The organism is Allobosea sp. 2RAB26 (assembly GCF_052115465.1).
Classification (GTDB): domain Bacteria; phylum Pseudomonadota; class Alphaproteobacteria; order Rhizobiales; family Beijerinckiaceae; genus Allobosea.
Map to the genome: position 1 here is coordinate 23,548 of NZ_JBFRGS010000029.1, position 26,749 is coordinate 50,296.

Consider the following 26,749-nt stretch of genomic DNA (forward strand, 5'->3'; position numbering starts at 1 on the left):
GAGAGAATTGTTGGTAGGCGCTCGCCGAGAGTGGACGGAAGGCGGATGCCGACACGTGGTGAAATCTGGATCTTGCAATTGTTTCGGCCAGACACCGGCCGCACGATTTACGGCCGAGCAAGTCGCGCGACGAAGTGAAATCGCAAGGGTCTGATTGATTGGACGCTTGCGCCAGCCTCAAAGTAACGACCGGACTCTCGTGGAAAGGCTGGCTTGGCGTCGCTGAGAAAACGCTCCCGCGTTCAGGCGTTTTGATCTGCCGTTGCGCCCGGGCTCTTGGCTGCTGTTGGCAGCGTGTGCCGTTCCTGGGGACGCGCCAGGAACTGTTCGCAAGGGACTGAGCGAATGGAAACACCCCCGGTCTGGGGTGGCCTCACCACCTACGCGCTGACTGAGCGCGGACGCGCGGTTATCGACGTACTGCCGGTGGCGCCGCCTTCTTCCGGCTGCGCTGGATCGCCTCGCCGACGATCACGCCATAGCGGTTGAACTCTTCCACTCCCTCGTTATCGGCGGCCTCGATCTGTTCTTTCGAGGCGTCGGCCAGCAGGCCCTTGCGCGCCTTGCAAAAGGTATAGCCCGCCAGTTCCTGGGACAGCGCGACACTTTCCTCGACTGTCTCGAATCGTTGCGGGATCATCGGCGGCATCTGGCCAAAGCGCCCAACCATGCAGCCGAACTTGTAGCGCGGGTGGTTCTCCTGGCGCTCTTTGGCGGGTGGTTCCGGCTTGGCTTCGGCGGCCAGGCTTGCGCCTGGAGCGATGCCGGACGCGACCAGCGCGCCCGCAATGATCAGGTGTTTCATAGTTCAATCTATTCCCAAGGGCGACGGCCAGTACGTGGCGTGGTGACGCAGCGGACGCTTTTCTTCCTGATCGCGAGAGGCGGGGGCGATTGGGTCTCTTGTCTAATGAGCGCCTCAGCGTAGTCGACGGCATGGTTGATTATCGCATCAGCCACCGGCCGATTTGTCGCTGCCTTAGCCGCCGATCGCGACGTTGTTCATGAGAATGTTGACCTCTCCGAAGGTTCCGCTGGCCAGTATCCGCTCGCACAACGAGAAACAACGCGGCGGCGGCACAACCCTAAGCAAGTCTACATGCGCAGTTACACGCTAATTCCCTGATTATGAACGGTTATTCATGGAACAGGCGATCAAGCCGGCCGTTTAGATTCGCGGCGGGGGCCATCAAGGGAGAAGAACCATGATCAAGAATCTTGTTTTGGTCGCCGCGCTCGCCGTCGTTCCTGCGACTGCTTTTGCACAGTCGAACTCGGGCGCAGCCGGTGGAGCCGCGAGTGGCGCGGCCACAGGCGCTGTCGGCGGCGCGATCGTCGGTGGACCTGTGGGAGCAGCCGTGGGTGCCGTCGGCGGCGCTGCGGCGGGCGCGATTGTGGGCGGCATTGCGGCCGACCAGCGTACCGAATTCCGCACCTATGTGACTGAGCAGAAGGTGCCGTCGGTGGCATACCGCGAAAAGGTTGTCGTCGGCGCCACGTTACCCGACACGGTGACCTATCGAGAGGTTCCGGCTCGCTATGGCAAGACCGAATATCGCTACACCGTGATTAACGGCCAAACCGTCCTGGTCGAGCCGAAGACTCGCAAGATCGTGCAGATCATCGAGTGATCAACGGGAGCCCACCCTGACAGGGTGGGCTCCTTTCGATCGGGTTCACCCTGATCAACCAAGGAGACAACGCCATGTTACGGCCAATCCTGATCGCCGCTGCTGTGGCGGCTACCGCCGCCTTCAGCGCTCCGGCGCAAGCGCAGGTCCAGCTCGAGTTCGGTATCGACCGGCCGGGCTATGATGGTCCGCGCTATCACGAGCCCCGTGGCTACCGCCCTGCTGGGGAACGGCGTGGCTTCCGCGGTCCCGCTGTTCTCGACGACGATGACGATTGCCGCATCGTCATAAAGCGTCGGGTCAATCGCTACGGCGAGCTTGTCGAGCGCCGGATGCGCATCTGCGACTGACGCCTGGCGCTGCCATGCAGCGGGTGTGTTGGTGCTTTAGCCCGCTGCTTGGTCATGAGGAGGAACCGATGCGAAAGTTAGTCTTCGTTGCAGCGCCCATGCTGAGTTTCTGCTCCGTGACGCCATCGATTTCACAAGCCGCCCCGTAGCAGGTCTGACGACCCTAGGGACGCCTGACCACGTTGAGCAAATCAAAAAGGGGGCCACGGATACAAGGGTCACAAGGGTTGGCACGGATCGCGGCATTGGGACCATGGACGTGGCTACGGCTTTACAAACTCACCTCATTGACACAGGCCGCATTCTTGATGTTCTTGTTTCGTTCTCATGAACGGAGCGCATTTCGATGCACATGTCCCCCGCTGTCCTCGGACCGCCCATCTTTCTGCCGGTTTACCTGAAGGCCGTGCGCGCGGGCTTTCCTTCGCCAGCCGACGACTACCTCGACACGCCGATCGACCTTTCGCGAGCGCTGATCAAGAACGCCCCTGCGACCTACATAATGACCGTCGCTGGTGACAGCGCGATCGACGTTGGGATCTTCGACGGCAGCCTGATCACAGTTGATCGCAGCTTGGTCCCGCGTGACGGTGACGCCGTCGTGGTGGATGTCAACGGCGAGCGCAGCGTCAAGGTTTTCAGGATCGCGGGAGGCCGCTCGAGTTTGGCATTCGGCAACCGGCGCTACCCCGACTACGATCCCGGTCCAGACGCAGAAATCGACATCTTCGGCGTGGTCACCAATGCGGTGCGGCGCTTCCGGCGATGACGCAGTCGTTCGCCCTGATCGACGGCAACAGCTTCTACTGCTCCTGCGAACGTGTGTTCGATCCAAAGCTTCGCCGCCGGCCGGTGATTGTGCTGGCGAACAACGACGGCTGCGCGGTCGCTAGGACGGCCGAGGCAAAGGCGCTGGGGATCAAGATGGGTGCGCCGATGTTCCAGATTCGCGACCTGTGCAGGCGCGAAGGTGTCGTCGTCTTCTCATCGAATTATTCGTTGTACGGCGACATGAGCCGCCGGATGAACACCGTCTACGAGCGGTTCGCCCCGGACATCGAGATCTACTCGATCGATGAGAGCTTTCTCGACCTGACCCCGGTTGCTCCTGAGCATCGCGAGGAGTTGGGCCGCGATCTGCGCTCCACGGTTTCGAAATGGACCGGCGTCCCCACCTGTGTCGGCATCGGGCCAACGAAGACACTGGCAAAGCTCGCGAACAAGATCGCGAAAACCACGCCCCAACTCGGCGGCGTCTGCGACCTGACGAACGATGAGGCGCGCCGGGATTGGCTGCCGCTGATGGCGCTGGAGGACATCTGGGGTATTGGCCGTGCCAGCCAGACGAAGCTTGGTGCCTTTGGCTGCAAGACGGCCGCCGATGTCGCTGCTCTCGATCCCAAGCTCGCTCGCCAGACGCTGACTGTCGTCGGCGAACGGATCATCCAGGAACTCCGGGGCCAGCCCTGCATCAATCTGGAGAGCGTCGCTCCCACTCGAAAGGGCTGCGCGGTTACGAGATCGTTCTCCGGCCGGGTCGAAAGCCTCGAGGTGATGCAGGAAGCCATTGCTGCCCATGCCACCCGTCTCGGCGAGAAGCTCCGGCATCATGGATTGGCGACGGATCACGTCACGGTCTTTTTTCACACATCTCCGTTCGACAACGGTCCGTCCCGTTCGGTCTCGACCACGGTCGACTTCCCCGAGGCGAGCAATGACACCCTCGTCCTGGTCCGCGCCGCCCAGTGGGGAGCTCGGCAGATCTGGAAGCCGGGTTACCGCTACGCCAAGGCGGGGTTGATGACGGTTGACCTGGTGGCATTGGAGATGTCACCGCGAGCCCTGATCGGCGCGCTCGATCGCGAGAAGAGTGGCCGCCTGATGGAAGCCTTGGACGCGTGCAACAAGAAGCTCGGTCGTGGCGCTGTGTTTCCCGCGGCGGCCGGTATCGCTCGCCAGCAGAAGGCATGGGTCACGAAATTCGATATGCGTTCGCCGCGTTACACGACGCGGCTCGAAGAGGTGCCGGTCGTAGGGAGAGCGTGATGCCAGGCTTCATCCATCAGGTCGAATTGAAATTGGACCCTGTTGCCGCGCCGGAACGCCTGCGCAGGATCGAGAGCTGGTGTGGGGACTGGCAAATCGGCTTCCGGGTTCTCGATCGCTTCCCAGGGTCCGACTCGGTCCGCATCGTATTTGAAGACCGAGGCTTGGCTCGCGCGTTCGTGGGCCATTTCGGCGGGGTGCTTATCGACGAAGGTGAAATTGAAAATGCCATGGCGGGCGACGCCGCGTCTGAGGACGCTTACGATCGCCTCGCCCGCGAATATCCGGATTGAGCGACCGGAGTGATCATCCGATGCCCGGGACGGAAGCGTCCTGCCAGCGAGCTTCTTGCGCTTGGTCCGCACGGGCTTCTCAACAATGGGGGAGGGGGCGGACGCGCTTTCGCTTTGCGCTCAGACACAGACCTGATGCCGCGGTCGGCATCGACGTTGCGCAGGACTGGACGGCTGGCAACGCGGCTGCGGTTCGGTACGTTGGGTCCTTCGCATTTTAACAATTGTGCTCACGTGAAATGCACGGCCTCGCTGGCATGGAGCCCCAGAAGTTCCGGAGCCTGTGTTGATGAGCGAAGACACCTCTATCTTTGTCGACCGCAGTTCTTCTTTTGAATCAAAGGCTCCTGCATTCGAGGAAAACACTCCAGAGCAACAGCCACGGCTGACCGGAAGTTCGCGCGAAACCGGCCAGAGTCGTTCGGCCAACAAGAAGGGGGAGGGCTCTTCACAGGTCCAGGCCACCGGTGACGACCGGCACATGCTGGAGAGTCTCAAAAAGATCCGTGATCGCGCGCTCGCTGGTCGTCGTCGCGCCATTGCCGATGCGTTCGCCCTGGCTGATCAGTGCAAGGCCTTCGGCCAACGCCTGTCGAAGGCGCAGCTTCTCGCATTCATCAGAAATGAGTGCCGCGTGTCTCGGACGGAGGCAAACGCGTACCTGCTGTTGGCCGACTTCGCCGGTCCAGAGCGAGCCGATCTTGAGCGGAGTGCGATTGAAGTCGGTGTTCTGTGCCGACTGGCCAAGCAGCCCGCCACTGTCCGGGCTGAAGCGCTGACCGTGTTGCGCTCCGGGCGGACCTTGTCGTTGGCTGACCTCCGCTTGCTCCGGCGCGACGTACTTGCCGGAGATGCTCGAAACTCCTCGCAGCCCGATCGCACCGCCATCAATGAGTTGAAGCGAGTTGCCCGGCTGAAGGCGAAGGACCAGGTGGATCGCTTCATTCTGGATCTCGCCGGTTTGGCCAATGCGTTCGCGGCGCTCTACAACGAAACTACTCCGGAGGACTGTTCGGCCGAGACGTTGGCAAGAGTCCAGGCGCTTTCCGTGGATGCAAGCCATCTTGCGAAGGAACTCCGGGAAGTCGTTCCCGCCAAAGTGCTCACTCCGAGCAGTTCATTGGGTGAGCGATCCTGGATCACGGTGCAGGATACTCTTGAACAGATTGCAGAGGCTAAGCTCTGCTCCATGGAAGGTTGGTGCTGGCCGGACGTTCACCCCTTCTGGATCGATGAGCACCTGCACGAGATTCTTGGATGGGCGCTGGGCCAGGAAATCCCGGAACTCGCGGGCCGAAAGCGTCCCGTGCCGAACGGTGGCGTCGCACTCGATCGCCATCCGCTCAGTTCCGCATCACGGCCATCTGCTCCCTATCGGTATTCGGTACTCGAACTCTGCGCCGGTGCTGGTGGTCAGGCGATCGGGCTGCATGCAGCCGGTTTCCGCCACGTCGGCATTGTCGAGAGAAACCCGGAGGCTGCTTCGACCCTGCGCGCCAATCGCCCCAGATGGCCCGTCATCGAAGAGGATATGAACACGATTGATATCGGGCGTTTCGAAGGTGTCGATCTCATTGCCGCCGGGCTGCCTTGCCAGCCTTATTCGCAGGCCGGGGAACGCCGTGGCTCGGCCGACGAGCGGGATCTGTTCGATCGCACTCTTGAGATCGTCGAGCAGATCCGTCCGAAGGCGGTGATGATCGAGAATGTTGTAGGGATCACTCAGGTCACTCACGCTGTCCGCAGGCTCAACGTCTTCTCCACGCTCGAACGACTCGGTTACGATACGGATTGGCGTGTCATCGAAGGGCCTGTGTTCGGCCTCGGGCAGAATCGCCGTCGCGCGATCCTCGTCGCGATGCGGCGCGGGATGATGCATCGCTTCCGGTGGCCGCTTCCCCCAGAGATGGCTCCGACAACGGTGGGGACTTTGCTGAAGGATCTGATGGGGGCCCGCGGTTGGACGGGCCTCGATGGGTGGGTGGCCCGAGCCGACGGCCTCGCGCCCACGCTGATCGGAGGCAGCGCCAAGAAGCTGGGAATGGATCTCGCTCAGCCGAATTCGCGCAAGGCGTGGCTCGAAATCGGCGTGAATCCTCGATCCGTTGGCAAACAGGCGCCCGATCCGGATTATCTCGGCATTCCCTATCTTACGTTGCCGATGCTTGCCCAACTCCAGGATTTTCCAGCCGATTGGATCTTCTCCGGATCGCGGCAGGCGCAATTCCGGCAAGTTGCGAACGCCTTCCCTCCAAGGCTTTCCCGCGTCATGGGCCTCGCTATCCAGCGCGCACTCTCAGGCGAAGAAATCAGCGTAAAGACTGCCATCGAAGCACCGCTTTTCAAACGAATCGATTTGGCGGAGCTCAACCTGCACATGCGTGAAGCTGCGGAGTGATATTGTGAGGCTTCGACGGCCTTGGGTGATGGGAAGCCTGGCATTGGGGTGGCACGGCCGTCCTTCGCTCGCAGAAGGACGGAGGGTCTTACTTAGTAGCAGCCCTCCCAAAGGTCGCAGATCGGGTCGAAAACGGAAGTTCAAGTGATGAAGTTCGCATTCGACTTGGTGAGCGAAGGAGACGTCCTCGATCACCCGATCATTGCCAGTCGAACCGGCAAGAAATATCGCCACGGGCCGAATTCAGAATGCCCAAAAGAAAACGGCCGGTCGAACCGGCCGTTTTCAGTCTCATTGGCGCGAGGTGTCAGCCCTTGGTAACGATCGGCGTAGCCACGGGCGGAGGCGCCTTGCCCTTGCCCTTGCCGAAGCCATAGTCAGCACACCCACCGACGCCAACCAACGCCACAGAAACAGCCAAGACCAGCAGTTTTTTCATCGTTTAGCCCTCGTTGAGAACGCGCCCACTATGGATGACCGCAGATCGGCGGCCAGTGCAGATGGGCAACACTGGGCGTATTTTCGCGGTCTGAATTAACGTTTGGTCAGGGATCGACGCAAAGTCTTCCAGAGATACTGGGCATATAGGCTTCCCGTTTCATATCGAGGTCGTTGTTTCCAGATTCTGAGCGGGATCAATCTGCATCACTACTGGATATATCGAACCACGAATCGCAGCGGTGGGGAATCTGCGTACGGCTCGCGGCCCGACGAGAGGGATCACGGCGACCGACCAAACGCATTGATCGTTGATCGGGACAATTTAACCGAAACGCCCGCAACGGGCCTATTTATCAGCAGCGGGTCGATTAGGCTCCTTCGTTCCAGGCTCATAAGCTGACATTCGATCACGTTAGCGGATTACGTCCGGTGCTTGGTGCCCGTGCCGTTTCAGCAGCAAGCGGCGTCCGCTCGTCTCATGCGGCTCTGATGCCTTCTTCGAATACCTCGGGATCAGCCCATGCCGCGCGAGGACCTCAATCGAGCTGACTTCGCTGGTCTCGTCATCCGCCACGACATGGACGACGCGACGCCTTCCGCACGGCACCCGATGCTGAGGAAGCGACAACCCTTGCCCTCAAAATCCACGGACCCGATGGCACTAACGGTGGGTGGCGATCAGGGGGTGGGCCCCAACAATCATGGGCAGGCTTGCGGTGATCAATGGCGGCGAGGGTGAACTGCTACAGGCCGAGCGGAAGACGCAGTGGCGACGAAGAGATGGAGGCGGCGATGAGTGAATGGCCGTATCAGGTTGAGGTCGCGATGGACGGCGACCGTGGCATCTATTTCCGCCGGCTCGCCGAATGGTGCGCGAACTACAGCGCGCCGTTCAAAACCTATGACGGGTTGCGCACCGACGCCGGCATTCGGGTCACCTTCAAGACGTCTGTCCCTGTCGTCGCCCTGGGAGATCGCGAAGGGGCTTCAAAGGCCGCTGCCGGATGGAGCGTTGCAAATCGTCTCGCGGGCGCAACAGAAAGACCCTCCGGAGCCGAAGCCGGCGCCCTTGCAGGCGGCGCTGCTGTGATTTGAAGGCGTCGTATCAGCTCGCAGGTCATGAGGGACGACAAGGCCGCCCGGGGCATCAACGATTGTTGCGCCGCTGCGGGCCTGATTGCCTTCCGCCGTTCCGCCTGGACGGGATGAAGCTCAAAAGTAACGGCCTTCGCCGCCTCGTCGCCTGCTACGCGGTCGAGTTCTGATCGACCGCGCGCTTCCAGGTTCTGGCAGGCGGGCGCCTTCGCTTTCGGCTTCCAAGAGGGCAGGCGGGATGAAATGATCGCGTATCCAGCGGTCGAGGTAGGGGAATAGCCATCGGCGGCCGTCGGCGCGAATCGGTCGCTGCTTCAGCTCCTTCAACCCCTGGTCCACTACGGCTCGGTCATCAGCCGGAGCTGACGGGCATCACATTGCGCCGGGCATCCCCAAGACCGTAGATCGGCCTCGTGCGAAGCCTGACTGTAGGACAAGAACGCGTCGCTGATTGTCGCGTTCGCCAACAACCACTGCTAATGTGGCATGGTCCGTTTGATCAGCACTGTGCGGGCGGGGCAAACGCTGCCCTGACGCGCTCACATCTAAGCCGATGATGACTGTGCTGACGCTGTAGGGCGGTTTGATCAGACCTGCTCTGGACAACCTTCACATCCGTTACGACATCGTCCGCTAGCCTGGAACTCCTCTTCCCGGTGCACCGTATTCGAGAGTGACCATGAAATAGTCGATCATCACGCTTCACGACGGCAAGCAGATCCCGCAGGTGGGCCTTGGGGTCTGGCGCACGCCGAACGAGGGTTCAGCCGACGCGGTTTCGGCGGCGATCCGGGCAGGATACCGCCATGTCGATACCGCCGCGATCTACGAGAACGAGCAGGGCGTCGGCGAAGGTCTGCGCCAGACGGGAGCTCCTCGGGACCAGCTCTTCATTACGACCAAGCTCTGGAACGCCGACCAGGGCTTCGATTCCACCCTCAGGGCGTTCGATGCCAGCCTTCAGCGCCTCGGCCTCGACTATGTCGATCTATACCTGATCCACTGGCCGGCGCCGAGCCGTGATCTCTACGTCGATACCTGGAAGGCCTTCATTCGGTTGAAGGAGGATGGCCGAGCCAAGTCGATCGGCGTCTCGAACTTCACCACCGAACATCTCGATCGGCTCATCCGGGAGACCGGCCAGAAGCCCGTTTTGAATCAGATCGAGCTTCACCCGCGCTTCCAGCAAGAGGCACTTCGCAAGGCGCATGCCGAACGCGGCATCGCGACGGAATCGTGGAGCCCGCTGGGTCAGGGCCAGCTTCTCGAAGATCCCGTCATCGGCGAGATCGCGAGGAAGCATGCGAAGACCCCGGCTCAGATCATCATGCGCTGGCACATCGACAGCGGCCTCATCGTGATCCCGAAATCGGTTACTCCGAGCCGGATCACGGAGAATTTCGATGTCTTCGGCTTCGAACTCGACGACCAGGATATCGCCGCCGTGAACGGCCTGGATCGGTCCGATGGCCGGATCGGGCCCGACCCGATGACTGCGGCGTTCTGACGTTGAACTGCGGGCAGCACGCTAACTCACGATCGAGGCGAGGGGCAGGCTGATGGACACCGCGACCCCTTCTCGCTGCCAGTCTTGCGTGAACGTGCCGCTGAACTGAGAGGCGATCGAGTTGTCGACGAGGCGGCTGCCGAAGCCAATGCGTTCAGGCGCTGCCTCAATCGCAGCGCCGCCTCGTCCTTCCCAGCGAACCGCGAGATAGGTTCTCGGTGCTCCACGAGATCGCGACCGTCCTTCGTCGGCGGCGAGGGTCCCGTACTCGATCACGTGCGTAGCCAGCGCATTGATCACGAGTGTGAGGCCGCTGATCGACGCCCGCTTGACCGACGGGGACGGTCCCGTCAGGTCGGTCCCGCCACCGGCCGAGGCGCGACTGTGACCAGCCCAGCGTCGAGAGGTGGGCGCGCGGCGATCGTGGTCGACCAGCACCGGTCCGGGAAGCCGCCGCTCACCGGAAGGTAATAGTGGTAACTTAGGCTCGACGCGATCGAGCGAATGTAGAAGTTTGCAATCCCTCGATGCCGACCAACGGTTGCGTCGGAGCAAGCCGGAGATCTGACCAAAACTGCACCCAAAATGCGAAACTGGGTGCAATCTTGGTTAGGGCTTCGCTTAAGCCCGAAGCAAAGTGAAAAGTCTGCGTCCCGGGCACCTTCACATCCGCTTGGGCATCCCATCGGAAGGCGAAAATTCACTCCAGAGACATTGGAACGGGTGCCGTGCCTGTGTCTTTGAACTGACTGCGCATACCTGAGGAAGAGACCCAACGATCTCATCCGGTTTCGCCCCGGACGAGTGGAGCGCCATATCGGCCCCCATCGAAAGCAGCACACACTAGAGCTTGGCTTTGACGCTGCGCGGCGTCGCCAGCAGCAAGTTTGTTTCGCTCGCAACGATACCCGATACAAGGCGAATGCGGCGCAGCACCTTGTCGAACTCGATGAGGTCGGTGGTCCCAAGCTCGGCCACTAGATCCCATTTGCCGTTTGTCGTGTGCACTGCGGAGACCTCGGGGAATCCGCTCAACTCACGGACGACCGCGTCGGTGCCCTGTCCGCCTACCTCGATCAACATGATGCCGCGAACGGGCAACTCTATCGCGTCCGCGCGCAAGATCACCGTAAACCCGACGATCTCACCGCTCTGAACAAGACGCTCCATCCGGGCGCGGACAGTCGCGCGCGTCGTGCCAAGCTCTCCGGCCAGGTCCGAGATGCTGCGGCGACCGTCGTGGCGCAGCGCGGTGATGAGCCTGTGATCGAACGCATCCATCGTAGGTGACCAATTCGAGCAAGTTAGGTGCTCAATCTGATATAATGCCTCGCCATTAGATGCAATTTGCCTGCTTACCCCTGCCGCGAAAAACGTCTCCAATCCGGAAATGCAACTGGGAGAGAAGAACTGATGCTGTGCAGGGTGATGGGAGCCCCCGTCGAAGAGGGTACGGACCGCAACGGCTGCACCATGGGGCCTCGTGCCCTAAGAGAAGCCGGTTTGGCCAAGGCTCTCTCTGCACTCGGCCATGACGTGGAAGATTGGGGCGACATCGCGAGGCTGGATCTTGAGTCTCCGGAGCACCCGAATGCCGCGGTTCGCAACCTGTCTGCGGTTGCGAGCTGGACCAGGTCCATTGCGGATGCGGTCCACAGCGCAGCCGACGGCTGCTTCCCCATTTTTTTGGGCGGGGACCACAGCATCTCGATGGGAACGGTCAGTGGCCTTGCTCGCCGGGCCGCTGAATCGGGGCGCCCGCTATTCGTGATGTGGATCGACGCCCACTCCGACTTTCACACGCTCGACACGACTGAAAGCGGCAATCTGCACGGTGTTCCCCTGGCTTATCTCTGCGGCTTGCCGGGGTTCGATGGATATCTTCCCGACCTGCCGGTTAGCATAAGCCCGAGCCGCGTCTGCGCATTCGGCCTGCGAAGCGTGGACGACGCGGAGCGGCTCGCTCTGACCGATGCGGGCGTTTTCGCCTGCGACATGAGCATGATTGACCGGCAGGGCGTGGTCCCACCGCTCAATGAATTTCTAGAGCGCGTTCGGGCGGAAGATGGCCTGCTTCACGTCAGCCTCGACGTGGATTTTCTCGATCCGAGCATCGCACCCGCGGTGGGAACTACAGTCCCGGGCGGTGCCACATTCCGTGAAGCTCATCTGGTCATGGAACTCCTTCACGAGAGCGGCCTGGTCACCAGCCTCGACGTGGTCGAACTCAATCCCAATCTCGACCAAAGCGGGCAGACTGCCCACTTGATGGTCGATCTCGTCGCCAGCCTATGCGGCCGCCGCATTCTGAGCCGTTCGACTAAAGCCGCGTGAAAGCCATGACAGCAAAACTCAACATCGTTCCTTTCGTCAGCGTCGACCGAATGATGACTCTGGTCCATCGGATCGGCGTCGAACGCTTCCTCACCGAACTCGCGACCTACATTGAGGAGGACTTTCGACGGTGGGAGACTTTTGACAAGACGCCGCGGATCGCTTCACACAGTCTCGATGGCGTCATCGAGTTGATGCCGACGAGCGATGGCCTCCACTACGGCTTTAAGTACGTCAACGGCCACCCGAAAAATACCCGTGATGGATTGCAGACGGTCACCGCGTTCGGGCTGCTCTCGGATGTATCGACGGGTTACCCGATCCTGCTCAGCGAGATGACCATCCTGACGGCGTTGCGTACGGCGGCTATGTCCGCTGTCGCGGCTAAATATTTGGCTCCGCAAAACGCGACCTGCATGGCCATGATTGGGAATGGCGCTCAGTCGGAATTCCAGGCCTTAGCCTTCAAGGCATTGCTCGGTATCCGCAACATTCGGCTGTACGACACTGATGAGGCTGCTACGCGCAAATGCGCCGCCAACCTCTCGAAACATGGCTTCTCGATAACGGCCTGTCGGAGCGCAATGGAAGCGGTTGAGGGCGCGCAAATCATTACGACCGTAACCGCGGACAAACAGCTCGCCACGGTCCTTTCGGACAATATGGTTGGGGCAGGGGTCCACATAAACGCTGTTGGCGGCGACTGCCCGGGCAAGACAGAAGTCCAGCGTGAGGTGCTGCTGCGTTCGGATATTTTCGTGGAGTATCCCCCACAAACTCGGATCGAAGGTGACATCCAGCAACTGCCCCCTGACCATCCAGTCGAAGAGCTCTGGCGCGTTATCGCAGGTACTGCTCCCGGAAGGCGGGGCGATCGCCAGATCACCCTGTTCGACTCGGTTGGCTTCGCCATCGAGGACTTCTCGGCGCTTCGCTACGTGCATGGCTGCATCCGCGAGACTGGCATCTTCGACGAGTTGGATCTGATCGCCGATCCGGATGATCCGCGTGACCTCTTCGGCATGCTTATGCGCGCCGCGGTCGCAGCCGCCGCCTAGCGGATGGCGAACGATATCATTGTGGAGTTGAACGACGGATACCGTAGACTTCTCAAAATGTGAAAGATCGAGTCCCTCTTCAGGTCAGGAGACAAGCCTTTCAGGCTTTGTTGAATGGGGTGTGGCGTGGGCTGCTGGAGCCAACGCCGATCTTCTGCACGAGGTGATCGGCTTTTCCGCCTGCGTCAGGTGGAACTTGGGGTCGGCGGCCGTCGCAGCGAAACGGCTATCGCGAACGCGACTGGGAGACGCGAGCCGACACGGCCGAGTTGCGCATCCCCAAACTGCGCAAGGGCTCCTACCTTCCAGGTAGGCCTACATCCAGGGCATCTCGACCCGCTCGGTGCCTTCGTTTTGCGTCAGCCACATCGGCTGCCGCGATGCCGATCCCGCTCAGGAACTGTCCGAGCTCGTAGCTGGTCGGAAGCGCTTTTACGTGGGCGGCATCCGAGCGAGCCAGTGCTTCTCCGAAAACGTGGTCTGTAATGATAGAGGCAGCCTCTCCCTTCAGGAGCCCGCCGGTGAACAGCCCCAGTGCGCACACCAGTCGGAGTTCGCCAGCTAGAAGTGCGCCGAGTCGACGAAGGTTACGGTTGTTGTCATTGCCCACGCACTCGCGCGCTAGCCGAAGGAAGTTCGCGGCGACGCAATCGTAAATTGGGCGCTCGCAAGGCCTCGGCATGGCCACGCGCCTCCACTCCCCGATCAACTCCAGGATCACCGATGCGTAGCAGTCCAGGCCGGCGGTAAACCGGTGCTGTGAAGCGGTCCGTTCGGAGGACAAATACCGGCTTTCACCCAATACGAGCTCCATCTCCTGTTCGCCTATTGTTCATCATTCGCCGGAAGTACGTCGGGGACAAGCGGTTCGTCTTGGAAACGATCCGGCGCAAGGGACGAACGCATGCAGTCCTCCAATGGGAGCCAAACGGTACCGGGAGCTGATGACGCCTTCACTGTCGGCACGCTCACACCAAACTCGGCGAGTTCATGTGGCTAATCGGCACCGCGTTCGGGCGGCCAAGGCGACCACGTCGTCGTTCGAGAGAGGCAACTCGCCGAATTTCTTGCGGCCGCCGCGGATGGCCTGCTTGTCCAAAAAAGCACCCAGGATTCGAAACTGGGTGCTTTTTTGGACAAGTCCTCGATCGAACCCCGGTAAATCAGAGGCCCTGGCGGCTAGATTTCCCAACGTTCTGATCGGTCATGACCATGTCGCCACAGTTGTCTTCATGCCTGGCAGGCGCGTCGCCTCGCCAGCAACGAACTCAATCAGCAGACGGATCCGCGAGACGTCGGAGCGTTCGGGAACAATCAGCATGTTGAAGGGAACAGGCGACAGATCATAGTCGGGAAGGAGAACCTCGAGCTGACCGCTCTCGATCAGGTCGTTGACTAGCCAGCGATGAGCCGGGCCGATGCCTTGCCCGTTCAAGAAGGCTTCCCGCGCTGCAAGGCCATGATCCACACGCAGGCGGCCATCGACAGCAACAGAGTGGTGCCGGCCGTCCAGGCGCCGGAGGGCGATTACCTCGCTTCCCGCAATGTTCGACATGCGGATAACATTGTGCGTTGCGAGGTCTTCCGGAACCGCAGGTCGCCCGTGGGCCGCAAGATAACTTGGCGCGGCAACCAAGAGGCGGCTGCTGCTGCCCAGATGCCGGAGCTTCATCGAACTGTCAGCCAAGGGACCAAGGCGCAGAGCGATGTCGACCCCTTCCTTGACCAGATCGATCCGCTCATCAGTAAGGCTTAGGTCGACGCGAATCTGTGGGTAGCGCTCCTGAAATGAAAAGATCAGGCGCGTGATGTGAAGGACACCAAGCGCGGCGGTGCATGATACGCGAATGGTCCCCGCCGGTGTTCTGCGCAGTTCGCGGATTTCCTCAGTGGCCTGCTCAACCATCCGAAGAATCTGCATGCAGTGGGCGTAGTAGCGGCTGCCTTCATCTGTCAGTGCAACGCGACGAGTGGTCCGGTTGAGTAGCGGCGCACCTACGGCTCCTTCCAGTTCCTGCAAATGCCGTGTGACGGTCGATTGGCCCGTTCCCATCTCGCGGGCTACTGCCGACAGACTTCCTCTCTCCGCAATACGGATGAAAGTGCGCATCCGTTCGAGCGTGATATCTGTTCTATCCATTTTCTGGCAATATCATATCCATTACCCACACATACCGGATCACTCCTGGGACATCTACTCTTCCGATTGTTCTCAAATCCAGTCGGATGGAAGCCCATGAAAATTCTTCTCGTTTTCGCACATCCTGAACCTGAATCTCTCGCTGCGTCGCTGCGCGATGTGGCAATTCGCGAGCTCGAAGCAGCCGGTCATGAGGTAAAGGTTTCTGACCTCTATGCGATGCGCTGGAGATCAGAAGTTGACCGCTCTGACTTCCCGTTGCTTGCCGCGAACGATCGATTGCGCGTTGCCCAGGCCTCCGGTGAAGCCTTCGAGGCTCAATCCCTCACAGAGGATGTCAAAGCCGAGCAGGAGAAACTCCTCTGGGCTGACACGTTGATCCTCCAGTTTCCGTTGTGGTGGTATTCAATGCCGGCGATCCTCAAGGGCTGGGTCGATCGCGTCTATGCCTATGGTTTCGCCTATGGCGTCGGGGAACACAGCGACAAGCATTGGGGGGATCGTTTCGGGGAAGGAACATTTGCAGGCAAACGCGCGATGTTGATCGTTACCACGGGCGGATGGGAAGAACACTACTCCCCGCGTGGGATCAACGGACCCATCGACGATCTATTGTTCCCAATCAATCACGGTATTCTCTACTATCCTGGCTACGATGTCCTTCCTTCCTTTGTCACCTACCGGGTGGACAAGCTTGACGCACGGGGGTTCAAGGAGATCAGCTTTGCCCTGCGCGAGAGAATGCGGTCCTTGGAGACGGTCGAGCCAATTCCGTATCGGTCTCAAAATGCGGGGGACTATTTCATCCCGAGCTTGCATCTCCGTCCTGAACTGGAGGATCCGAATACGTCGGGATTTCGCCTTCATCTCCGCTCGGAGCCGAGAGAGGCTGCCGTTGAAAGGCGACGTGCTTAATTCTTACAATGGGTGTGATTGGCCGCATAGCAACGGCGGCCATCATGTGGGCCTGATAACGTTGCCCCCGTGTTTATTCAAACTCGGCATCGGTGCGCAGGCCCACTTGCCTTCATACCTTCCCAGCAGACCGCCTGACGGGGCGAGACTGGCCCTTGCAGGGCAGTCAAGGGTCCCCTCGGCGCCTGGTGTTGTTGCCTCCAGATTTTCGACGAGCGCCGGCGGTCGAGGACTGACCGACCGCACCCTTCTAGGTCCCGGCAGGCGGACGCCTTCGCTTTCGGCTTCCAAGAGGGCAGGCGGGATGAAATGATCGCGTATCCAGCGGTCGAGGTAGGGGAATAGCCATCGGCGGCCGTCGGCGCGAATCGGTCGCTGCTTCGGCTCCTTAAACCCCTAGTCCATACCGGTGATGACGAGAGGTCCCGAGACATGGATAGAAATCAGATGGCATCGGAAACGCCATTCGCTCCTGGGAAGGTGGCTGTCATTACCGGGGCTGCCAGCGGCATCGGACGCGCCGCTGCCGAGCGGTTTTCTGGGATCGGCATGCGCATTGTCCTGTTCGACAAGGATGCAGCCGGGTTGGCCGAGGTAGCCGGTTCACTGGCGGCGGAGACTAAGACCATCGCCGGGGATGTGGGGCAGTTCGCGGACGTTGAGCGTCTCCGGGACGCGGCGTTCCAAGCCTTCGGGGAGGTCAATGTGCTCATGAACAACGCCGCAATCGGTGGCGAGGGCAGCGACAACTGGAATGGTCTCGACGCCTGGCGTCGAATCCTGGAGGTGAACCTTTGGGGTGTCGTCAATGGCGTGCATGCATTCACCCCGGCGATACTTGAACAAGGTACTCGCGCGGCGATCATCAACACCGGATCGAAGCAGGGCATCACCAATCCGCCGGGGTTCGCGGCCTACGCGGTATCGAAAGCGGGCGTAAAAACGCTGACCGAGCAGCTCGCTCACGGCCTTCTCGAAACCGGTAAGCCCGTGAGCGCGCACCTGTTGGTTCCCGGCTGGACCTATACGGGCTTGACCAATGCCCCCGACGGCAAGCAACCCGTGGGTACATGGACGGCCGATCAGGTCGTTGAGCGAATGATCGGGGCGGTCGAAGGTGGCGATTTCTACGTGATTTGTCCCGACGGTATGGTCACGCCCGAACTCGATGCGGCTCGCATCCGCTGGAGCGCCGAGGACATGACCGAGAACCGGCCCGCTCTCTCGCGATGGAACCCGGCTTGGAAGGATCGGTTCGAAGCGTTCGTGAAGAAGGAGCTGGGCGAATGAAGCCTTGCGTGATCTGGCACGCTTGAGGTGCGCCAATTCCAATCTGTAGACGCCCCTTAACGCAAGCGGAAACGATCCCGACCATCATCGCCGGCGAATGCCGCATCAGTTGGAGCCCCCCGGAAGCAGCACAAGGGGCATCAGGGGAGCCGGCGGCCGACGTACCCTTGGGGTGCCAACACGTCATGGAAGGACTGAGCGGCCGCAATGATTTTTGGGGCCATGGTGCCATCGGCGATCGCCCGCCATGGCGCGTCGCTGTTGAACCAGTTGTCCTCGATCGGCAGAGGGGCTTCTTGAGGGCGGGGATTGCGGTGCCAAGGCGACACATGATGCTCCCGTCCCCGGCCGAAGGCGCTGGTCAGCAGGTTGCCTACTGGGGCGTACTCTTTGTGACCGGGGCCCATACCCCAAACGCCGAAGCAGCAGGACGAGCGCCGCTCATCGCCGAATTCGACTCTGAACTTCAGCTCGTCGTTGCCCCCGAACAGGATGCTGAACCCGGACCATTGGATCGTCGATCGGATTTCGGGCAGGAGCGTCCAGCCCCGACCGGCCGCTTCGGTGCGAATGTCATCCTGGAGCCGCCCGATCAGTCTGAGGCGAAGTGCGTCCGCAGCGGCGATGACGTTCAGCGCCGAAGCCAGGCGTGTCGGCGATGTCACGAAATCGGTGACGAGTTGGTCGTGCGTAGTCACGGTCCTCTCTCCATTGAACCGGCGGCGGATGTAAGTCTCGAAATCCGAGATGAAGCTATTGATGCGGGATGCGAGACAGAGGCTACGACACGTCTCCAGCCAAGGCAGTAGACCGACATAGCCGAGCACCAGGAGCTGCCTGCTCTGCGTGCGCCGCTCGGCTTCCTCCGGAGGGATACTGAAAGGCGAAGGACCGGTGCCATTGCGGGACAGATAGATCAGATACCCTCCCAGCGGATAGTGCTGATCCAGGTGGGTGAAGTAGTCCTGAACCTGTCTGGCCTGGTCCGCGGCCGTTGGCTTGTTCTCGATGGCAATGGCGCGGCCATGGGATTCAACCAGGACGTCGATGCGCCGGAATTCGGTCAGACGAGGCGTGGGGGCCTCAAGCGTGATCTGTGCCGCCGCGCAATCGACCGGCTGCCATGGAATTCCCAGATGACGGACAAAGGCATCGAGGAAGCTCGCGCCTTGCGCATGGCTGCCGGAGGGGTTGATCAGCCAGCCAATTAGTCGTGACAAACCGAGCTCATCCGTTTCCATGAAGGCAAACGGCGAGAAGGCGGGGGCGAGCTTTTCAGCCGACTGCTTGTCCGCCGCCGCGAGGGTCGCGGTGAGGGCGGTGATATGATCAAGCATGGCAACGTCGTTCATGAGCGAGCCCCGCGGTCCTCGAGCGCCGAACGAAGGCGCAGGACTTCTTGCTTCAGGGCCTGGGTGTCTTTTCTCAAGCGCTGAGCCAGCAGGTAGTGTCCCGTAGGGGCATCTCTCTACTGAGATTTCGAAGCGGCAATGAGTAGCTCATTCCCTCGAGCCAGGTGACGAGGGAGGAAAGGACTACTGCGCAATCGGGAGGAAAACCCTGGCTCGTTGGCTGGTCAGTCATGACGGAAATCCGGTGTTCGGACCACAGAACATCGTGTGACCACCGCGACGCCGACGACCCCGCCGCCGTCAATTTCCTGCAGATGGTGCGTGTGGATCAGCTGTGATGTGCGGTGCTTAATGTCGATGAAGCCCGCTACAATCCGATGTCCTATCACAATGGCTCGGCATGCCCCCATGACAGCGCACTGATCGCCCTCGGTTTTGGCAAGCATGGCTTGAAAGCAGAGGCTGCTGGACTGTTTGAGGGGATCTTCGACGCGGCGATTTATCAGGAACAGCGCCGCTTGCGGAATTGTTCTGAGGCTTCCTGCGAAGGCGCCGGCGGACACCGACTGCCTATCAGTGGCCTGTTCGCCTCAGGCGTGGGCTGCCGCCGCACCTTTCGCGATGCTGGCCGCGCGCCTGGGCCTGCGATTGCGGGCGGCGACGAACGAGGGGAGGCTAACCGATCCGATCCTGCCATCATTCTTCGACGACGTGACAATACGCGGACTATAGGCGCCTCTCAATTCGATTTGCGTGTGCATCGACACAAACGCGAGGTCACGATGAATGTCCTGAAGCGCTCGGAAGGCAGCAAATGCCCGCGTCGTTTTGGTTAAAACCAACTAAGTCTGCTCGGGCGGCCTTAGGGATTATCTAGGCCGGCCGGACAATATTGACCTTAGACGCCTCGAGCTTGCGATAGCCGTGAATGAAGTCAGCCCACCAGCAATGGCCGCGGCCAGTGCCACACCGGTCTTTGAAAACTTGGGACGAAGCAAACGCGCGTAAGTCTCAAGGGACGCCTTTGCGGCCGGCAGCGTCGAGACCGGCCGCCCGCGGATATAGAATGCAAATCCGACGCAAACGCCCGCCGTGACGAGCAGGGCGCCTGCGACGCTCAAGCTTGCGCTGATTGGGCCATATCGAAACGCCAGCCAGCTGTGCGCCGCATCGAGAGTGTAGGCGGTCGCAAAAACAACCAGCAACACAGCACATACCATGAGTGCGTAGGCAATCACCTTTTGTTTGATCGCCGCGGCGAGAGGCGCAACCAATGTGGCTATCAGCGATCCCATGAGCTATTTCGCCGCCCACAAGCCGACCAGCAGGCCCGCGGCTGCCGCCCAGCCAAGTGCTCTAAGAGGCCGAGCCCGAATCTCGTCCATCAGCATTTCCTGGAGTTCCGTCACGCGCCGTTCAGCGATTTCTACCATTTCGTCTGTATTGACACCCACGGAACGCAGATTGTCTGAAACGGTGCTGCCAGCATCCCTCAGTGTTTGAGCCAATTCGGCGCCTTGGGATGTCGAACGGGGCCGGGTGCCGGTTTGTCTCTTGGACGTGGCCATGGCGGTCTCCAGGTTGGCGGCAACATCGATGTGAGCCTAACGACCTGCGCCCGTCCCTGTTCCCTTGGTCCTGCTGAAAGCGTTCAGCAGCAAATATTGGGTCATCCTTTGCGATCGGCCGCATCGGCGCCACGCATGCCAATCGGCATCGGCGCACCTTTTGTGGTGTCGAGATAGGTTTGGCGTTCGGCTTCTGAATTTAATTCGGCGCCCACGAGAACGATCATCGCGGACAACCACATCCAGGTGAGCAGGCCTATCACTGCGCCGATTGCGCCGTAGGTTTTGTTGTAGTCTTCGAAGTTCGCCACGTACCAAGAAAACAACATCGACGCGACCAGCCAACCAACGGCCGCCAAACAGGCGCCCGGACTAACCCAGGCCCATTGTGCCTCATCACGGCTTGGTCCGTATCGATAGAGAACTGCCAGCGCAAGAAGAAGTCCGATGAGGGTTGGCCAGCGGCCCAACGTAACGAGCCATTCTGCAGCGACGCCGAGTTGGGAGTAATCCAAGATTACGGGAATGAGAGCGACCGCTCCAAGGGCGGCAAGCGAGAACACCAGGATCCCAAGGGTGAATACCAACGACACAAGGTTCAGCTTGATAAAACCCCGTTTTTCGTCTTCGCCATATGCGACGTTCAAGGCATCAAATAGTGCTTTCACTCCGGCGTTTGCGCTCCACACGGCCAAGCCAAAACTGACTGCGAAAGCAAAACCAAGCTTTGTTTCGCCGCCAGCTGCAATACGGCCAACCTGCTCACGAAGAAAATCCGTTGCCCCGGCGGGCAAGAATCCGTCCAGCATATTGAATTGAACGGCGATTGTGCTCGGATCGGCGGCGAGTCCGTAAAGCGAGACAAATGCGGTTAGTGCCGGAAACAGGGCTAGCAGCCCATAAAACGTCACACCTGCCGCAACTGCCAAGACCCGATCGCGCTCAACCTCGTGGTAGGTGCGACGAGCAATGTCAGTCCAACCTTTCGCTGGACTCTCGGTCGGGACGGCCGCACTTTCTCCGGCCTTGGTGCGATGCGCGACCTTCTCCTCGTAGGCATCGTCCCGGGCGCTCCTGTCGGAACGTTCAAAGCGAGAAATCGCATACGCAGACAGGAAGCCCAGTAGGAGGGCTAGCGACACGTCCCTGAGTGCACGTTCATACCGCAACAGCATATCCTCCGTGCGGGGAGCAACGCCAACACGCTCGATAATGTTGCGGACCTCGCATTCTTTTGAGCGTCAACGCCGCTGCCGCGCCAGACGGGAGGGCCGCCGCGCCCAGGCGGCCCGGGTTGCTCTAATATTGATCCTGTTCGCGAAGAACGAGTGCGAGCAGCTTGGGCAGGATCGATTGGATATTTTGCGCTAACCCGCACTCTGTAACCAGCCTATTTGGGCGCTCACCAGCTGGACCGCGGACATCAGTCAGCGCCATCGGTCCGGTTCCGTCTTTCCGAGAACATCCTCGCGCCATCTGCCACCGTCACTCGGAACTTAGATCCATGAGCGAGGTTCAATGGGATTCAAGGAGGTTCCCATGCCGGACGATTTCACCAAAAGAGGTGCGCAGGACCGCTCGCGCATCAATGTGAATGAACCCCACGAGGTGAAGTACTGGACGCAAAAGTGGGGCGTCAGCATCGAGCAATTGAAAATGGCGGTAGAAAAAGCGGGGCCGAGCTCGGCCGCCGTCGCGAAGGTTTTGGGCAAGCCTGATTAGTTCGTCGTAGTACCGCTTTATGCAGCGATCAGCTTTTAGAGTTCAAAGTGAAGCGGATACGACCAAGGCACGCAAGACCGCAGCTTCTGGTGGCGGCCCGCCGTTTCCGGCGGGCCGTAGACGTCACTCGATGATCTGGACGATCTTGCGGGTCTTGGGTTCGACCAGGACCGGTTGATCGTTGATGACGGTGTAGCGATACTCGGTTTTTCCATAGCGAGCCGGCACCTCCCTATAAGTGACGGTCTCCGGAAGAGTGGCACCGACCACAACCTTCTCCTTGTAGGCGACCGACGGCACCTTCTGTTCCCTCACATAGGTGCGGAATTCAGTACGCTGACCCGCCGCGATACCGCCAACGATCGCGCCGCCAACGGCGCCGCCCACGGCTCCAACTGCCGCTCCAGCCGGACCGCCGACAATCGCGCCTCCGACGGCTCCGGCTCCTGCACCCGCCGCCGCGCCGCCTGCCGCACCAGAATTCGACTGCGCGAAAACCCCGACCGGCATAAGAGCAAGCGCAGAAACCAGGATAATCTTCTTGATCATGTCGACCTCCAATGGCCCCCGCCGACCATTAGAACGGGCTGCTAAGCCATTGGTTCCATGAACGTTTGTTCAGAATTTGACTCAGGTGCCAATGGCACTGTTTAGAGTTTTCGAATGTCGCGGATGGGATCGTCTTCTACAACATTGACGATCCGGACAGAGGCCGAAGCGGCTTCCTCGCGAAATCACCCGCGACGGCGTGGAAGCTGAGAGCGGATCGAACAATCCGGGTCGGTGCACGCGCGGGAGAGCATCCCCCTCGAAGAGCGTTCGAGGGCTCTCGGCACCCAACGAGATTTTATAATACTGCCCCCCCGCTAACTGCCGTTATTTTTTGTCGCGGGCACTGGGTCGACGACGCGCACTTTTCTCAGGGAATGTCACTACAGGATTGGGCGAGCCTTCGCGCGAGTCCAAAGTGTCGGTTAGGGCGTCGGGTTGGCCAGAGTTCGGCACTGACGTCGCAACGGCTCTGAACGGATCAGGAAGTGATAGGGAGGTTTCGATGCCGGCCAATGAGGTCTTTTGCTCCTATCAGCCGGTTCGCCGGTTTCTGACACAGTTACGCGGGATAAGCTCGTCGGTTGTCACCTCGAATTTTTGAAGGAAATGCGGCCCGAAGGTGTGGATCATCGGGATGTCCGCCGCGTCTCTTCCCCTGGCGACCAGGATGCGGCCAATCCGCGGTACGTTGTGCCGCGCGTCGAAAGTATACCAACAGCCGTCGAGATAGGCCTCTAACCAGGCATTGTAATCCATTGGCGCTGGGTCAGGCGGCACTCCGATATCGCCGAGAAACCCATTGCAATATCTCGCTGGAATATTCATGGCGCGGCAGAACGCTATGGCGAGATGGGTAAAATCGCGACAGACCCCTACGCCTTCATTCAACGACTGCGCCGCCGTGCGGGTGGCCCGCGCCAGTTGATAATCGAAGCGAATATGAGCATTCACAAAGTTGCAAATCTGCTGGACGCGGTTCCATCCACCAGCGAAGTTGCCAAACAAATTCCAGGCAATGCCCGCAAGCTCATCGGATTCGCAGTACCGGCTTGGCAGGATGTAGTCTAGGGTATCCGAAGGTAGGTCTCCCGGAAATACTTCACGAGCGCTGCGGTTCGCGAGATCGACTTCCCCCGAGTCCCGCACGATCATGGCACTTTTGAATGCGACGCCACCCGTCGGTATGACAAGGCGGCGACGGCGATTGCCAAAGCTGTCTGAATATTCGCTGGTCAACACGGGGTTTCCGTCGACCAGCGATGTCACCGTCCGGACCAGGCGACTTACGATATCGGCATCGCGGCCTGGATGAGGATCCAGCAAGAGAAGGGCCGGCGTCGGCTGCTGTGTAACAATCTCAATGTGATAGCCGAGGCGGATTTCCATCGAGAATTTCCTTGTCGAAGCCAGAAATTTCTCCAGCCGAACTTCGCGGGGGGCCGTGAGGTTCCTCAGTCGGGATGCCTAGATTGTGGAGGGGAGTTGATCCGGGGCTCCGCGTTCCGCCGGAGCTGTGCGGGGCTACCGAAAAAGTTCCTGCGCCTGTGGAGGGCGTGGCCTTTTCGCGAAGTAACCTTGGGGCAACCTCGCCTTCTTCTACGCGGACTATCGATGGTCCCGAGGGCTGATCCGGCTTGGGCGCATTGATCCAGCCTCTTCTAGAGCGGATCGACGCTCGTGAACGCTGTCGCTGGCTAGCCAGCCCGGCCTCGCCACCTATGCCCTGCCGCCGATCATCTCTCGGCTCCTGAGGCGCTGGCCGGACGGCACAGTGCGCTTCATCACGCGCTCATCGCCCACCGTGCGCGATCTCGGCCGCATCGAGGCCTTTGATATCGGTTTCGCCGAGCATCCGATCGAGAGCCCAGCCTCCGTCATCGAGACGATCGAAGTCCCCTGCGTCTGCATGCTGCCCGCCGATCATCCGCTCGCAGCCGAGTCGGTCATCACGCCGGCCCATCTCGACGACGCCCCCTTCATCTCGCTTTATGCCGATCATTTCCTGCACGAGGCGATCGAACGCGCCTTCGCCGGCATTCGGCGCGGCTGCGCATGGTCGTTCATGTCGAGTTCTTCGGCACCGCTTGCGCGCTGGTCATGGAAGGCGTCGGCGTGACCATCGTCGACGTCGTCACCAGCCTGCATTTCCAGAAGGTGGGACTGATCGCGAAACCGTTCCTTCCCAGGCTCGATTATCGCTATGCGATGTTCCAGCCGGGCGTGCGTCCACTTTCACGAATTGCGCGTGAGTTTGTGGATGCATTCAGGGAAGAGAACACTCGCTTAGTTCGGGCTAATTCTCCCTACACGGGAGCCTAATCCAAGTGAGCACAGGACGCCCCCGTCCCCGGAATTCGCTCTACGTTTCAAAAAATAAGCCCACCGTTCTGTGAACGGCGGGCCTCTGACGATCGTCAGGACTAGACGGCTCCGGCCATCGCCGGGAAACTGGCTTTGCCCTCCTGTCGGTTGCGGCCGGTACATCCGCGGCAACGCATCCAACCGGAGAGCAGGCAGGTGCGATGATGGCACCGCGCGGACAACGAGATGGTGACGGCTTTGGTTCCTGCAAGGCGGCGGGAAATTGGCAACGATCTGTTTCAAGTTCGACGAGCTACGGCGGGGGGTATTCAAGCTCTATCAGGACCGGGGCGTGGTCACTGGTATGCTCCCAGCCACGCGGCGAACGCCGAATCTCCGCACGCTTGAGTGATGCAGCCAAAGCGGGGCTTAGCAGGAAGTGGTCAATCCGCAGTCCCGCGTCGCGTTCAAACGAGTTGCGCCAGTATTTCCAAAACGTGTAGATGCGCTCGTGGGGGTGGAGGTGCCTGACGGCGTCGACCCACCCCTGTTCAAGTAGTTTGGCGTATGCCTTCCTCACCTCGGGGCGAAAGAGAGCGTCCTCCCTCCACCGCTCAGGCGCATAGACATCCAGCGCCGTCGGCATGACATTGAAGTCACCAACGAGCGCAACCGGCACGTCGAGTGATAGTATCTCCTCGGCATAGCTTTGCAGTCGATCAAACCAGCGAAGTTTGTATTCGAACTTGGGCCCAGGGGCGGGATTGCCATTGGGAAGATAGAGACACCCTATCAGCATCCCGTTCACCGCCGCCTCGATGTACCGGCTATGGCTGTCATCGGGATCTCCGGGTAAGCCCCGGCGCGTCAGGACAAGAGCGCGGCCGCGCCTTGCGAGGATGGCGACACCGTTCCAACTCTTCTGGCCCTGCCAAACCGCCGCATAGCCGGCTTGCTGCAGCTCACGCTCCGGAAAGCGATCATCGGAACATTTCAGCTCCTGCAGACAGACTACGTCGGGGTTGTCCTGCTTCAGCCACCGCAGAAGAACCGACAAGCGGCCGTTGATGCCGTTTACATTGTAGGTCGCGATCTTCAATGACGGCTCTCCTCCTAGCCGGGAATCTCTCCACATAGCTCAGGGGTTTCGGCCCTTTCCCGCCGAGCGTCAGAGGTTCCCGCAGGAACGCCTGTGCTCACGATATCGCATCCGGCCAACTCGCGAGAGAAAGTCCATCTCCTTCGCCTGGATAGATATGGCTCTGGACATGTCCCCCGTTACTTTTGATCAGCCTCTCGATGGCCCCGGCGTCTGATACCGGGACCACATGGTCGGCATCCCCATGCAAAATGAGGGTCGGTGTCGGACCGAAACACCGAGGGCGGGTGAGCCACGGCCAGGGCAAGCATCACCGCAATCATAATCCAAACCCACGAATCGACATCGGGCAGCCGAGGCCGTTTCATTTGAGTTGCGCCAGGTTAAGGAAGTGGTCCTTGGGAAAGCCATTAAAAACAAATTTGTACGTATGTTCCTTTTGGGTATCTGGCTGCGTCAGCCGGCCGCTCGGCTTGGTGCTTCCTCTTGAAACCGGCCCGCTGCTCTGAAAAGGGTGGCGAGCCTTTTTGCGTTTTGGCGGAACCCTCCGTTTCCATGCGCGTTCAGCCGACATTACCCATGACCCCTGACTGGGCCCGCTGTGGGAGGACACCGCGGGCCCTTTTTTGGGCTCAGGAGGACAGCCATGGCTACGGG

At 60.3% G+C, this 26,749-nt stretch carries 27 protein-coding genes and 2 pseudogenes; 18 read left to right on the forward strand and 11 right to left on the reverse strand.

Translation table 11 applies throughout. The annotated features are described in order from the left end of the window. Positions 1-409 precede the first annotated feature (409 nt). Positions 410-805 carry a hypothetical protein gene (locus AB4118_RS31540; protein ID WP_441493445.1) on the reverse strand — a complete coding sequence of 132 codons (396 nt, stop codon included), beginning with the start codon at positions 803-805 and terminating at the stop codon, positions 410-412. 400 nt (positions 806-1,205) lie between these two features. Here AB4118_RS31540 and AB4118_RS31545 point away from each other — a divergent pair, with 400 nt between their 5' ends. The 6 genes from AB4118_RS31545 to AB4118_RS31570 all read left to right on the forward strand — a co-directional run bounded on the left by AB4118_RS31545 (position 1,206) and on the right by AB4118_RS31570 (position 6,718). Next, positions 1,206-1,631 carry a DUF1236 domain-containing protein gene (locus AB4118_RS31545; protein WP_069883096.1) on the forward strand — a complete coding sequence of 142 codons (426 nt, stop codon included), beginning with the start codon at positions 1,206-1,208 and terminating at the stop codon, positions 1,629-1,631. Positions 1,632-1,705: 74 nt separating this feature from the next. Continuing rightward, positions 1,706-1,981 carry a hypothetical protein gene (locus tag AB4118_RS31550; RefSeq protein WP_441493446.1) on the forward strand — a complete coding sequence of 92 codons (276 nt, stop codon included), beginning with the start codon at positions 1,706-1,708 and terminating at the stop codon, positions 1,979-1,981. Between the two features lie 346 nt (positions 1,982-2,327). Beyond that, complete coding sequence (locus AB4118_RS31555; protein WP_441493447.1) at positions 2,328-2,750, forward strand: LexA family protein; 423 nt, start codon at positions 2,328-2,330, stop codon at positions 2,748-2,750. Beyond that, complete coding sequence (locus tag AB4118_RS31560; protein WP_441493448.1) at positions 2,747-4,027, forward strand: Y-family DNA polymerase; 1,281 nt, start codon at positions 2,747-2,749, stop codon at positions 4,025-4,027. The genes AB4118_RS31555 and AB4118_RS31560 overlap by 4 nt, the downstream gene beginning before the upstream one ends. Next, positions 4,027-4,320 (forward strand): hypothetical protein, encoded by a 294-nt coding sequence (locus tag AB4118_RS31565; protein ID WP_441493449.1) that lies wholly within the window; start codon positions 4,027-4,029, stop codon positions 4,318-4,320. The genes AB4118_RS31560 and AB4118_RS31565 overlap by 1 nt, the downstream gene beginning before the upstream one ends. Before the next feature lie 289 nt (positions 4,321-4,609). Next, positions 4,610-6,718, forward strand: a complete 2,109-nt coding sequence (locus AB4118_RS31570) for a DNA cytosine methyltransferase (RefSeq protein WP_441493450.1) — start codon at positions 4,610-4,612, stop codon at positions 6,716-6,718. Between the two features lie 307 nt (positions 6,719-7,025). Here the strand turns inward: AB4118_RS31570 and AB4118_RS31575 are convergent, their stop codons facing one another. After that, the gene (locus tag AB4118_RS31575; RefSeq protein ID WP_141740160.1) at positions 7,026-7,157 is read right to left on the reverse strand and encodes an ABC transporter; all 132 of its coding nucleotides are present in this window, start codon (positions 7,155-7,157) and stop codon (positions 7,026-7,028) included. A gap of 782 nt (positions 7,158-7,939) precedes the next feature. Between AB4118_RS31575 and AB4118_RS31580 the strand changes: the two genes are divergently transcribed. Both AB4118_RS31580 and AB4118_RS31585 read left to right on the forward strand, forming a co-directional pair. After that, entirely contained in the window at positions 7,940-8,254 is a 315-nt protein-coding gene (locus AB4118_RS31580) for a hypothetical protein (protein ID WP_441493451.1), read from the forward strand. 691 nt (positions 8,255-8,945) lie between these two features. Continuing rightward, positions 8,946-9,761 carry an aldo/keto reductase gene (locus tag AB4118_RS31585; protein ID WP_441493469.1) on the forward strand — a complete coding sequence of 272 codons (816 nt, stop codon included), beginning with the start codon at positions 8,946-8,948 and terminating at the stop codon, positions 9,759-9,761. A gap of 21 nt (positions 9,762-9,782) precedes the next feature. Here AB4118_RS31585 and AB4118_RS31590 read toward each other — a convergent pair whose 3' ends face one another. Together AB4118_RS31590 and AB4118_RS31595 are read right to left on the reverse strand one after the other, a co-directional pair. After that, positions 9,783-10,199 carry a hypothetical protein gene (locus AB4118_RS31590; RefSeq protein ID WP_441493452.1) on the reverse strand — a complete coding sequence of 139 codons (417 nt, stop codon included), beginning with the start codon at positions 10,197-10,199 and terminating at the stop codon, positions 9,783-9,785. Between the two features lie 405 nt (positions 10,200-10,604). After that, positions 10,605-11,042: an Lrp/AsnC family transcriptional regulator gene (locus AB4118_RS31595; protein ID WP_441493453.1), complete on the reverse strand. Its 438-nt coding sequence runs from the start codon at positions 11,040-11,042 to the stop codon at positions 10,605-10,607. 132 nt (positions 11,043-11,174) lie between these two features. Here AB4118_RS31595 and rocF point away from each other — a divergent pair, with 132 nt between their 5' ends. The 3 genes and pseudogenes from rocF to AB4118_RS31610 form a co-directional block, all read left to right on the forward strand. Next, positions 11,175-12,095 carry an arginase gene (rocF, locus tag AB4118_RS31600; protein WP_441493454.1) on the forward strand — a complete coding sequence of 307 codons (921 nt, stop codon included), beginning with the start codon at positions 11,175-11,177 and terminating at the stop codon, positions 12,093-12,095. Positions 12,096-12,100: 5 nt separating this feature from the next. Then, on the forward strand, positions 12,101-13,153 hold the full coding sequence (locus tag AB4118_RS31605) for an ornithine cyclodeaminase (protein WP_441493455.1): 1,053 nt from the start codon (positions 12,101-12,103) through the stop codon (positions 13,151-13,153). 154 nt (positions 13,154-13,307) lie between these two features. Then, positions 13,308-13,461 (forward strand): annotated as a pseudogene (locus AB4118_RS31610) (transposase); the annotation flags it as partial. Between the two features lie 896 nt (positions 13,462-14,357). Here AB4118_RS31610 and AB4118_RS31615 read toward each other — a convergent pair. Further along, positions 14,358-15,293 carry a LysR family transcriptional regulator gene (locus AB4118_RS31615; protein WP_441493456.1) on the reverse strand — a complete coding sequence of 312 codons (936 nt, stop codon included), beginning with the start codon at positions 15,291-15,293 and terminating at the stop codon, positions 14,358-14,360. 96 nt (positions 15,294-15,389) lie between these two features. Here AB4118_RS31615 and AB4118_RS31620 point away from each other — a divergent pair, with 96 nt between their 5' ends. Both AB4118_RS31620 and AB4118_RS31625 read left to right on the forward strand, forming a co-directional pair. Beyond that, positions 15,390-16,208, forward strand: a complete 819-nt coding sequence (locus tag AB4118_RS31620; protein ID WP_441493457.1) for an NAD(P)H-dependent oxidoreductase — start codon at positions 15,390-15,392, stop codon at positions 16,206-16,208. Between the two features lie 447 nt (positions 16,209-16,655). Continuing rightward, positions 16,656-17,498, forward strand: coding sequence for an SDR family NAD(P)-dependent oxidoreductase (locus tag AB4118_RS31625; RefSeq protein WP_441493458.1), 843 nt, complete (start codon positions 16,656-16,658; stop codon positions 17,496-17,498). A gap of 140 nt (positions 17,499-17,638) precedes the next feature. On the opposite strand, the gene AB4118_RS31630 is transcribed toward AB4118_RS31625, so the two are convergent. After that, entirely contained in the window at positions 17,639-18,850 is a 1,212-nt protein-coding gene (locus AB4118_RS31630) for a PDDEXK-like family protein (protein WP_441493459.1), read from the reverse strand. A gap of 344 nt (positions 18,851-19,194) precedes the next feature. Between AB4118_RS31630 and AB4118_RS31635 the strand changes: the two genes are divergently transcribed. Next, positions 19,195-19,686, forward strand: coding sequence for a hypothetical protein (locus AB4118_RS31635; RefSeq protein WP_441493460.1), 492 nt, complete (start codon positions 19,195-19,197; stop codon positions 19,684-19,686). Between the two features lie 462 nt (positions 19,687-20,148). Here AB4118_RS31635 and AB4118_RS31640 read toward each other — a convergent pair whose 3' ends face one another. Together AB4118_RS31640 and AB4118_RS31645 are read right to left on the reverse strand one after the other, a co-directional pair. Next, positions 20,149-20,418: a hypothetical protein gene (locus tag AB4118_RS31640; RefSeq protein ID WP_441493461.1), complete on the reverse strand. Its 270-nt coding sequence runs from the start codon at positions 20,416-20,418 to the stop codon at positions 20,149-20,151. 101 nt (positions 20,419-20,519) lie between these two features. Further along, entirely contained in the window at positions 20,520-21,587 is a 1,068-nt protein-coding gene (locus AB4118_RS31645) for a YihY/virulence factor BrkB family protein (RefSeq protein ID WP_441493462.1), read from the reverse strand. Between the two features lie 370 nt (positions 21,588-21,957). Between AB4118_RS31645 and AB4118_RS31650 the strand changes: the two genes are divergently transcribed. Further along, on the forward strand, positions 21,958-22,140 hold the full coding sequence (locus tag AB4118_RS31650; protein ID WP_441493463.1) for a DUF3606 domain-containing protein: 183 nt from the start codon (positions 21,958-21,960) through the stop codon (positions 22,138-22,140). Between the two features lie 123 nt (positions 22,141-22,263). Here AB4118_RS31650 and AB4118_RS31655 read toward each other — a convergent pair whose 3' ends face one another. Both AB4118_RS31655 and AB4118_RS31660 read right to left on the reverse strand, forming a co-directional pair. Then, positions 22,264-22,689 carry a DUF1236 domain-containing protein gene (locus AB4118_RS31655; RefSeq protein ID WP_441493464.1) on the reverse strand — a complete coding sequence of 142 codons (426 nt, stop codon included), beginning with the start codon at positions 22,687-22,689 and terminating at the stop codon, positions 22,264-22,266. Between the two features lie 534 nt (positions 22,690-23,223). Continuing rightward, entirely contained in the window at positions 23,224-24,078 is an 855-nt protein-coding gene (locus AB4118_RS31660; protein WP_441493465.1) for a transglutaminase-like domain-containing protein, read from the reverse strand. Positions 24,079-24,265: 187 nt separating this feature from the next. On the opposite strand from AB4118_RS31660, the pseudogene AB4118_RS31665 reads away from it, so the two are divergent. The 3 genes and pseudogenes from AB4118_RS31665 to AB4118_RS31675 form a co-directional block, all read left to right on the forward strand. Then, positions 24,266-24,373: pseudogene (locus AB4118_RS31665) on the forward strand (cyclophilin-like fold protein); the annotation flags it as partial. Between the two features lie 9 nt (positions 24,374-24,382). Beyond that, the gene (locus tag AB4118_RS31670) at positions 24,383-24,808 is read left to right on the forward strand and encodes a LysR substrate-binding domain-containing protein (protein ID WP_441493470.1); all 426 of its coding nucleotides are present in this window, start codon (positions 24,383-24,385) and stop codon (positions 24,806-24,808) included. Then, positions 24,805-25,011: a type 2 periplasmic-binding domain-containing protein gene (locus tag AB4118_RS31675; RefSeq protein WP_441493466.1), complete on the forward strand. Its 207-nt coding sequence runs from the start codon at positions 24,805-24,807 to the stop codon at positions 25,009-25,011. Before AB4118_RS31670 ends, AB4118_RS31675 begins: the two co-directional genes overlap by 4 nt. Positions 25,012-25,306: 295 nt before the next feature. Here AB4118_RS31675 and xth read toward each other — a convergent pair whose 3' ends face one another. Then, positions 25,307-26,092 carry an exodeoxyribonuclease III gene (gene xth, locus AB4118_RS31680; protein ID WP_441493467.1) on the reverse strand — a complete coding sequence of 262 codons (786 nt, stop codon included), beginning with the start codon at positions 26,090-26,092 and terminating at the stop codon, positions 25,307-25,309. Positions 26,093-26,749 lie beyond the last annotated feature (657 nt).

Bases quoted from the DNA above. Each gene is read 5' to 3' on its own strand.
- AB4118_RS31570 (WP_441493450.1), top strand. From the start codon at position 4,610: ATGAGCGAAGACACCTCTATCTTTGTCGACCGCAGTTCTTCTTTTGAA.
- rocF (WP_441493454.1), top strand. From the start codon at position 11,175: ATGCTGTGCAGGGTGATGGGAGCCCCCGTCGAAGAGGGTACGGACCGC.
- AB4118_RS31555 (WP_441493447.1), top strand. From the start codon at position 2,328: ATGCACATGTCCCCCGCTGTCCTCGGACCGCCCATCTTTCTGCCGGTT.
- AB4118_RS31565 (WP_441493449.1), top strand. From the start codon at position 4,027: ATGCCAGGCTTCATCCATCAGGTCGAATTGAAATTGGACCCTGTTGCC.
- AB4118_RS31575 (WP_141740160.1), bottom strand. From the start codon at position 7,157: ATGAAAAAACTGCTGGTCTTGGCTGTTTCTGTGGCGTTGGTTGGCGTC.
- AB4118_RS31655 (WP_441493464.1), bottom strand. From the start codon at position 22,689: ATGATCAAGAAGATTATCCTGGTTTCTGCGCTTGCTCTTATGCCGGTC.
- AB4118_RS31650 (WP_441493463.1), top strand. From the start codon at position 21,958: ATGCCGGACGATTTCACCAAAAGAGGTGCGCAGGACCGCTCGCGCATC.
- AB4118_RS31540 (WP_441493445.1), bottom strand. From the start codon at position 805: ATGAAACACCTGATCATTGCGGGCGCGCTGGTCGCGTCCGGCATCGCT.
- AB4118_RS31550 (WP_441493446.1), top strand. From the start codon at position 1,706: ATGTTACGGCCAATCCTGATCGCCGCTGCTGTGGCGGCTACCGCCGCC.
- AB4118_RS31615 (WP_441493456.1), bottom strand. From the start codon at position 15,293: ATGGATAGAACAGATATCACGCTCGAACGGATGCGCACTTTCATCCGT.
- AB4118_RS31630 (WP_441493459.1), bottom strand. From the start codon at position 18,850: ATGAACGACGTTGCCATGCTTGATCATATCACCGCCCTCACCGCGACC.
- AB4118_RS31545 (WP_069883096.1), top strand. From the start codon at position 1,206: ATGATCAAGAATCTTGTTTTGGTCGCCGCGCTCGCCGTCGTTCCTGCG.
- AB4118_RS31625 (WP_441493458.1), top strand. From the start codon at position 16,656: ATGGCATCGGAAACGCCATTCGCTCCTGGGAAGGTGGCTGTCATTACC.
- AB4118_RS31660 (WP_441493465.1), bottom strand. From the start codon at position 24,078: ATGGAAATCCGCCTCGGCTATCACATTGAGATTGTTACACAGCAGCCG.
- AB4118_RS31580 (WP_441493451.1), top strand. From the start codon at position 7,940: ATGGAGGCGGCGATGAGTGAATGGCCGTATCAGGTTGAGGTCGCGATG.
- AB4118_RS31605 (WP_441493455.1), top strand. From the start codon at position 12,101: ATGACAGCAAAACTCAACATCGTTCCTTTCGTCAGCGTCGACCGAATG.
- AB4118_RS31560 (WP_441493448.1), top strand. From the start codon at position 2,747: ATGACGCAGTCGTTCGCCCTGATCGACGGCAACAGCTTCTACTGCTCC.
- AB4118_RS31640 (WP_441493461.1), bottom strand. From the start codon at position 20,418: ATGGCCACGTCCAAGAGACAAACCGGCACCCGGCCCCGTTCGACATCC.
- AB4118_RS31620 (WP_441493457.1), top strand. From the start codon at position 15,390: ATGAAAATTCTTCTCGTTTTCGCACATCCTGAACCTGAATCTCTCGCT.
- AB4118_RS31595 (WP_441493453.1), bottom strand. From the start codon at position 11,042: ATGGATGCGTTCGATCACAGGCTCATCACCGCGCTGCGCCACGACGGT.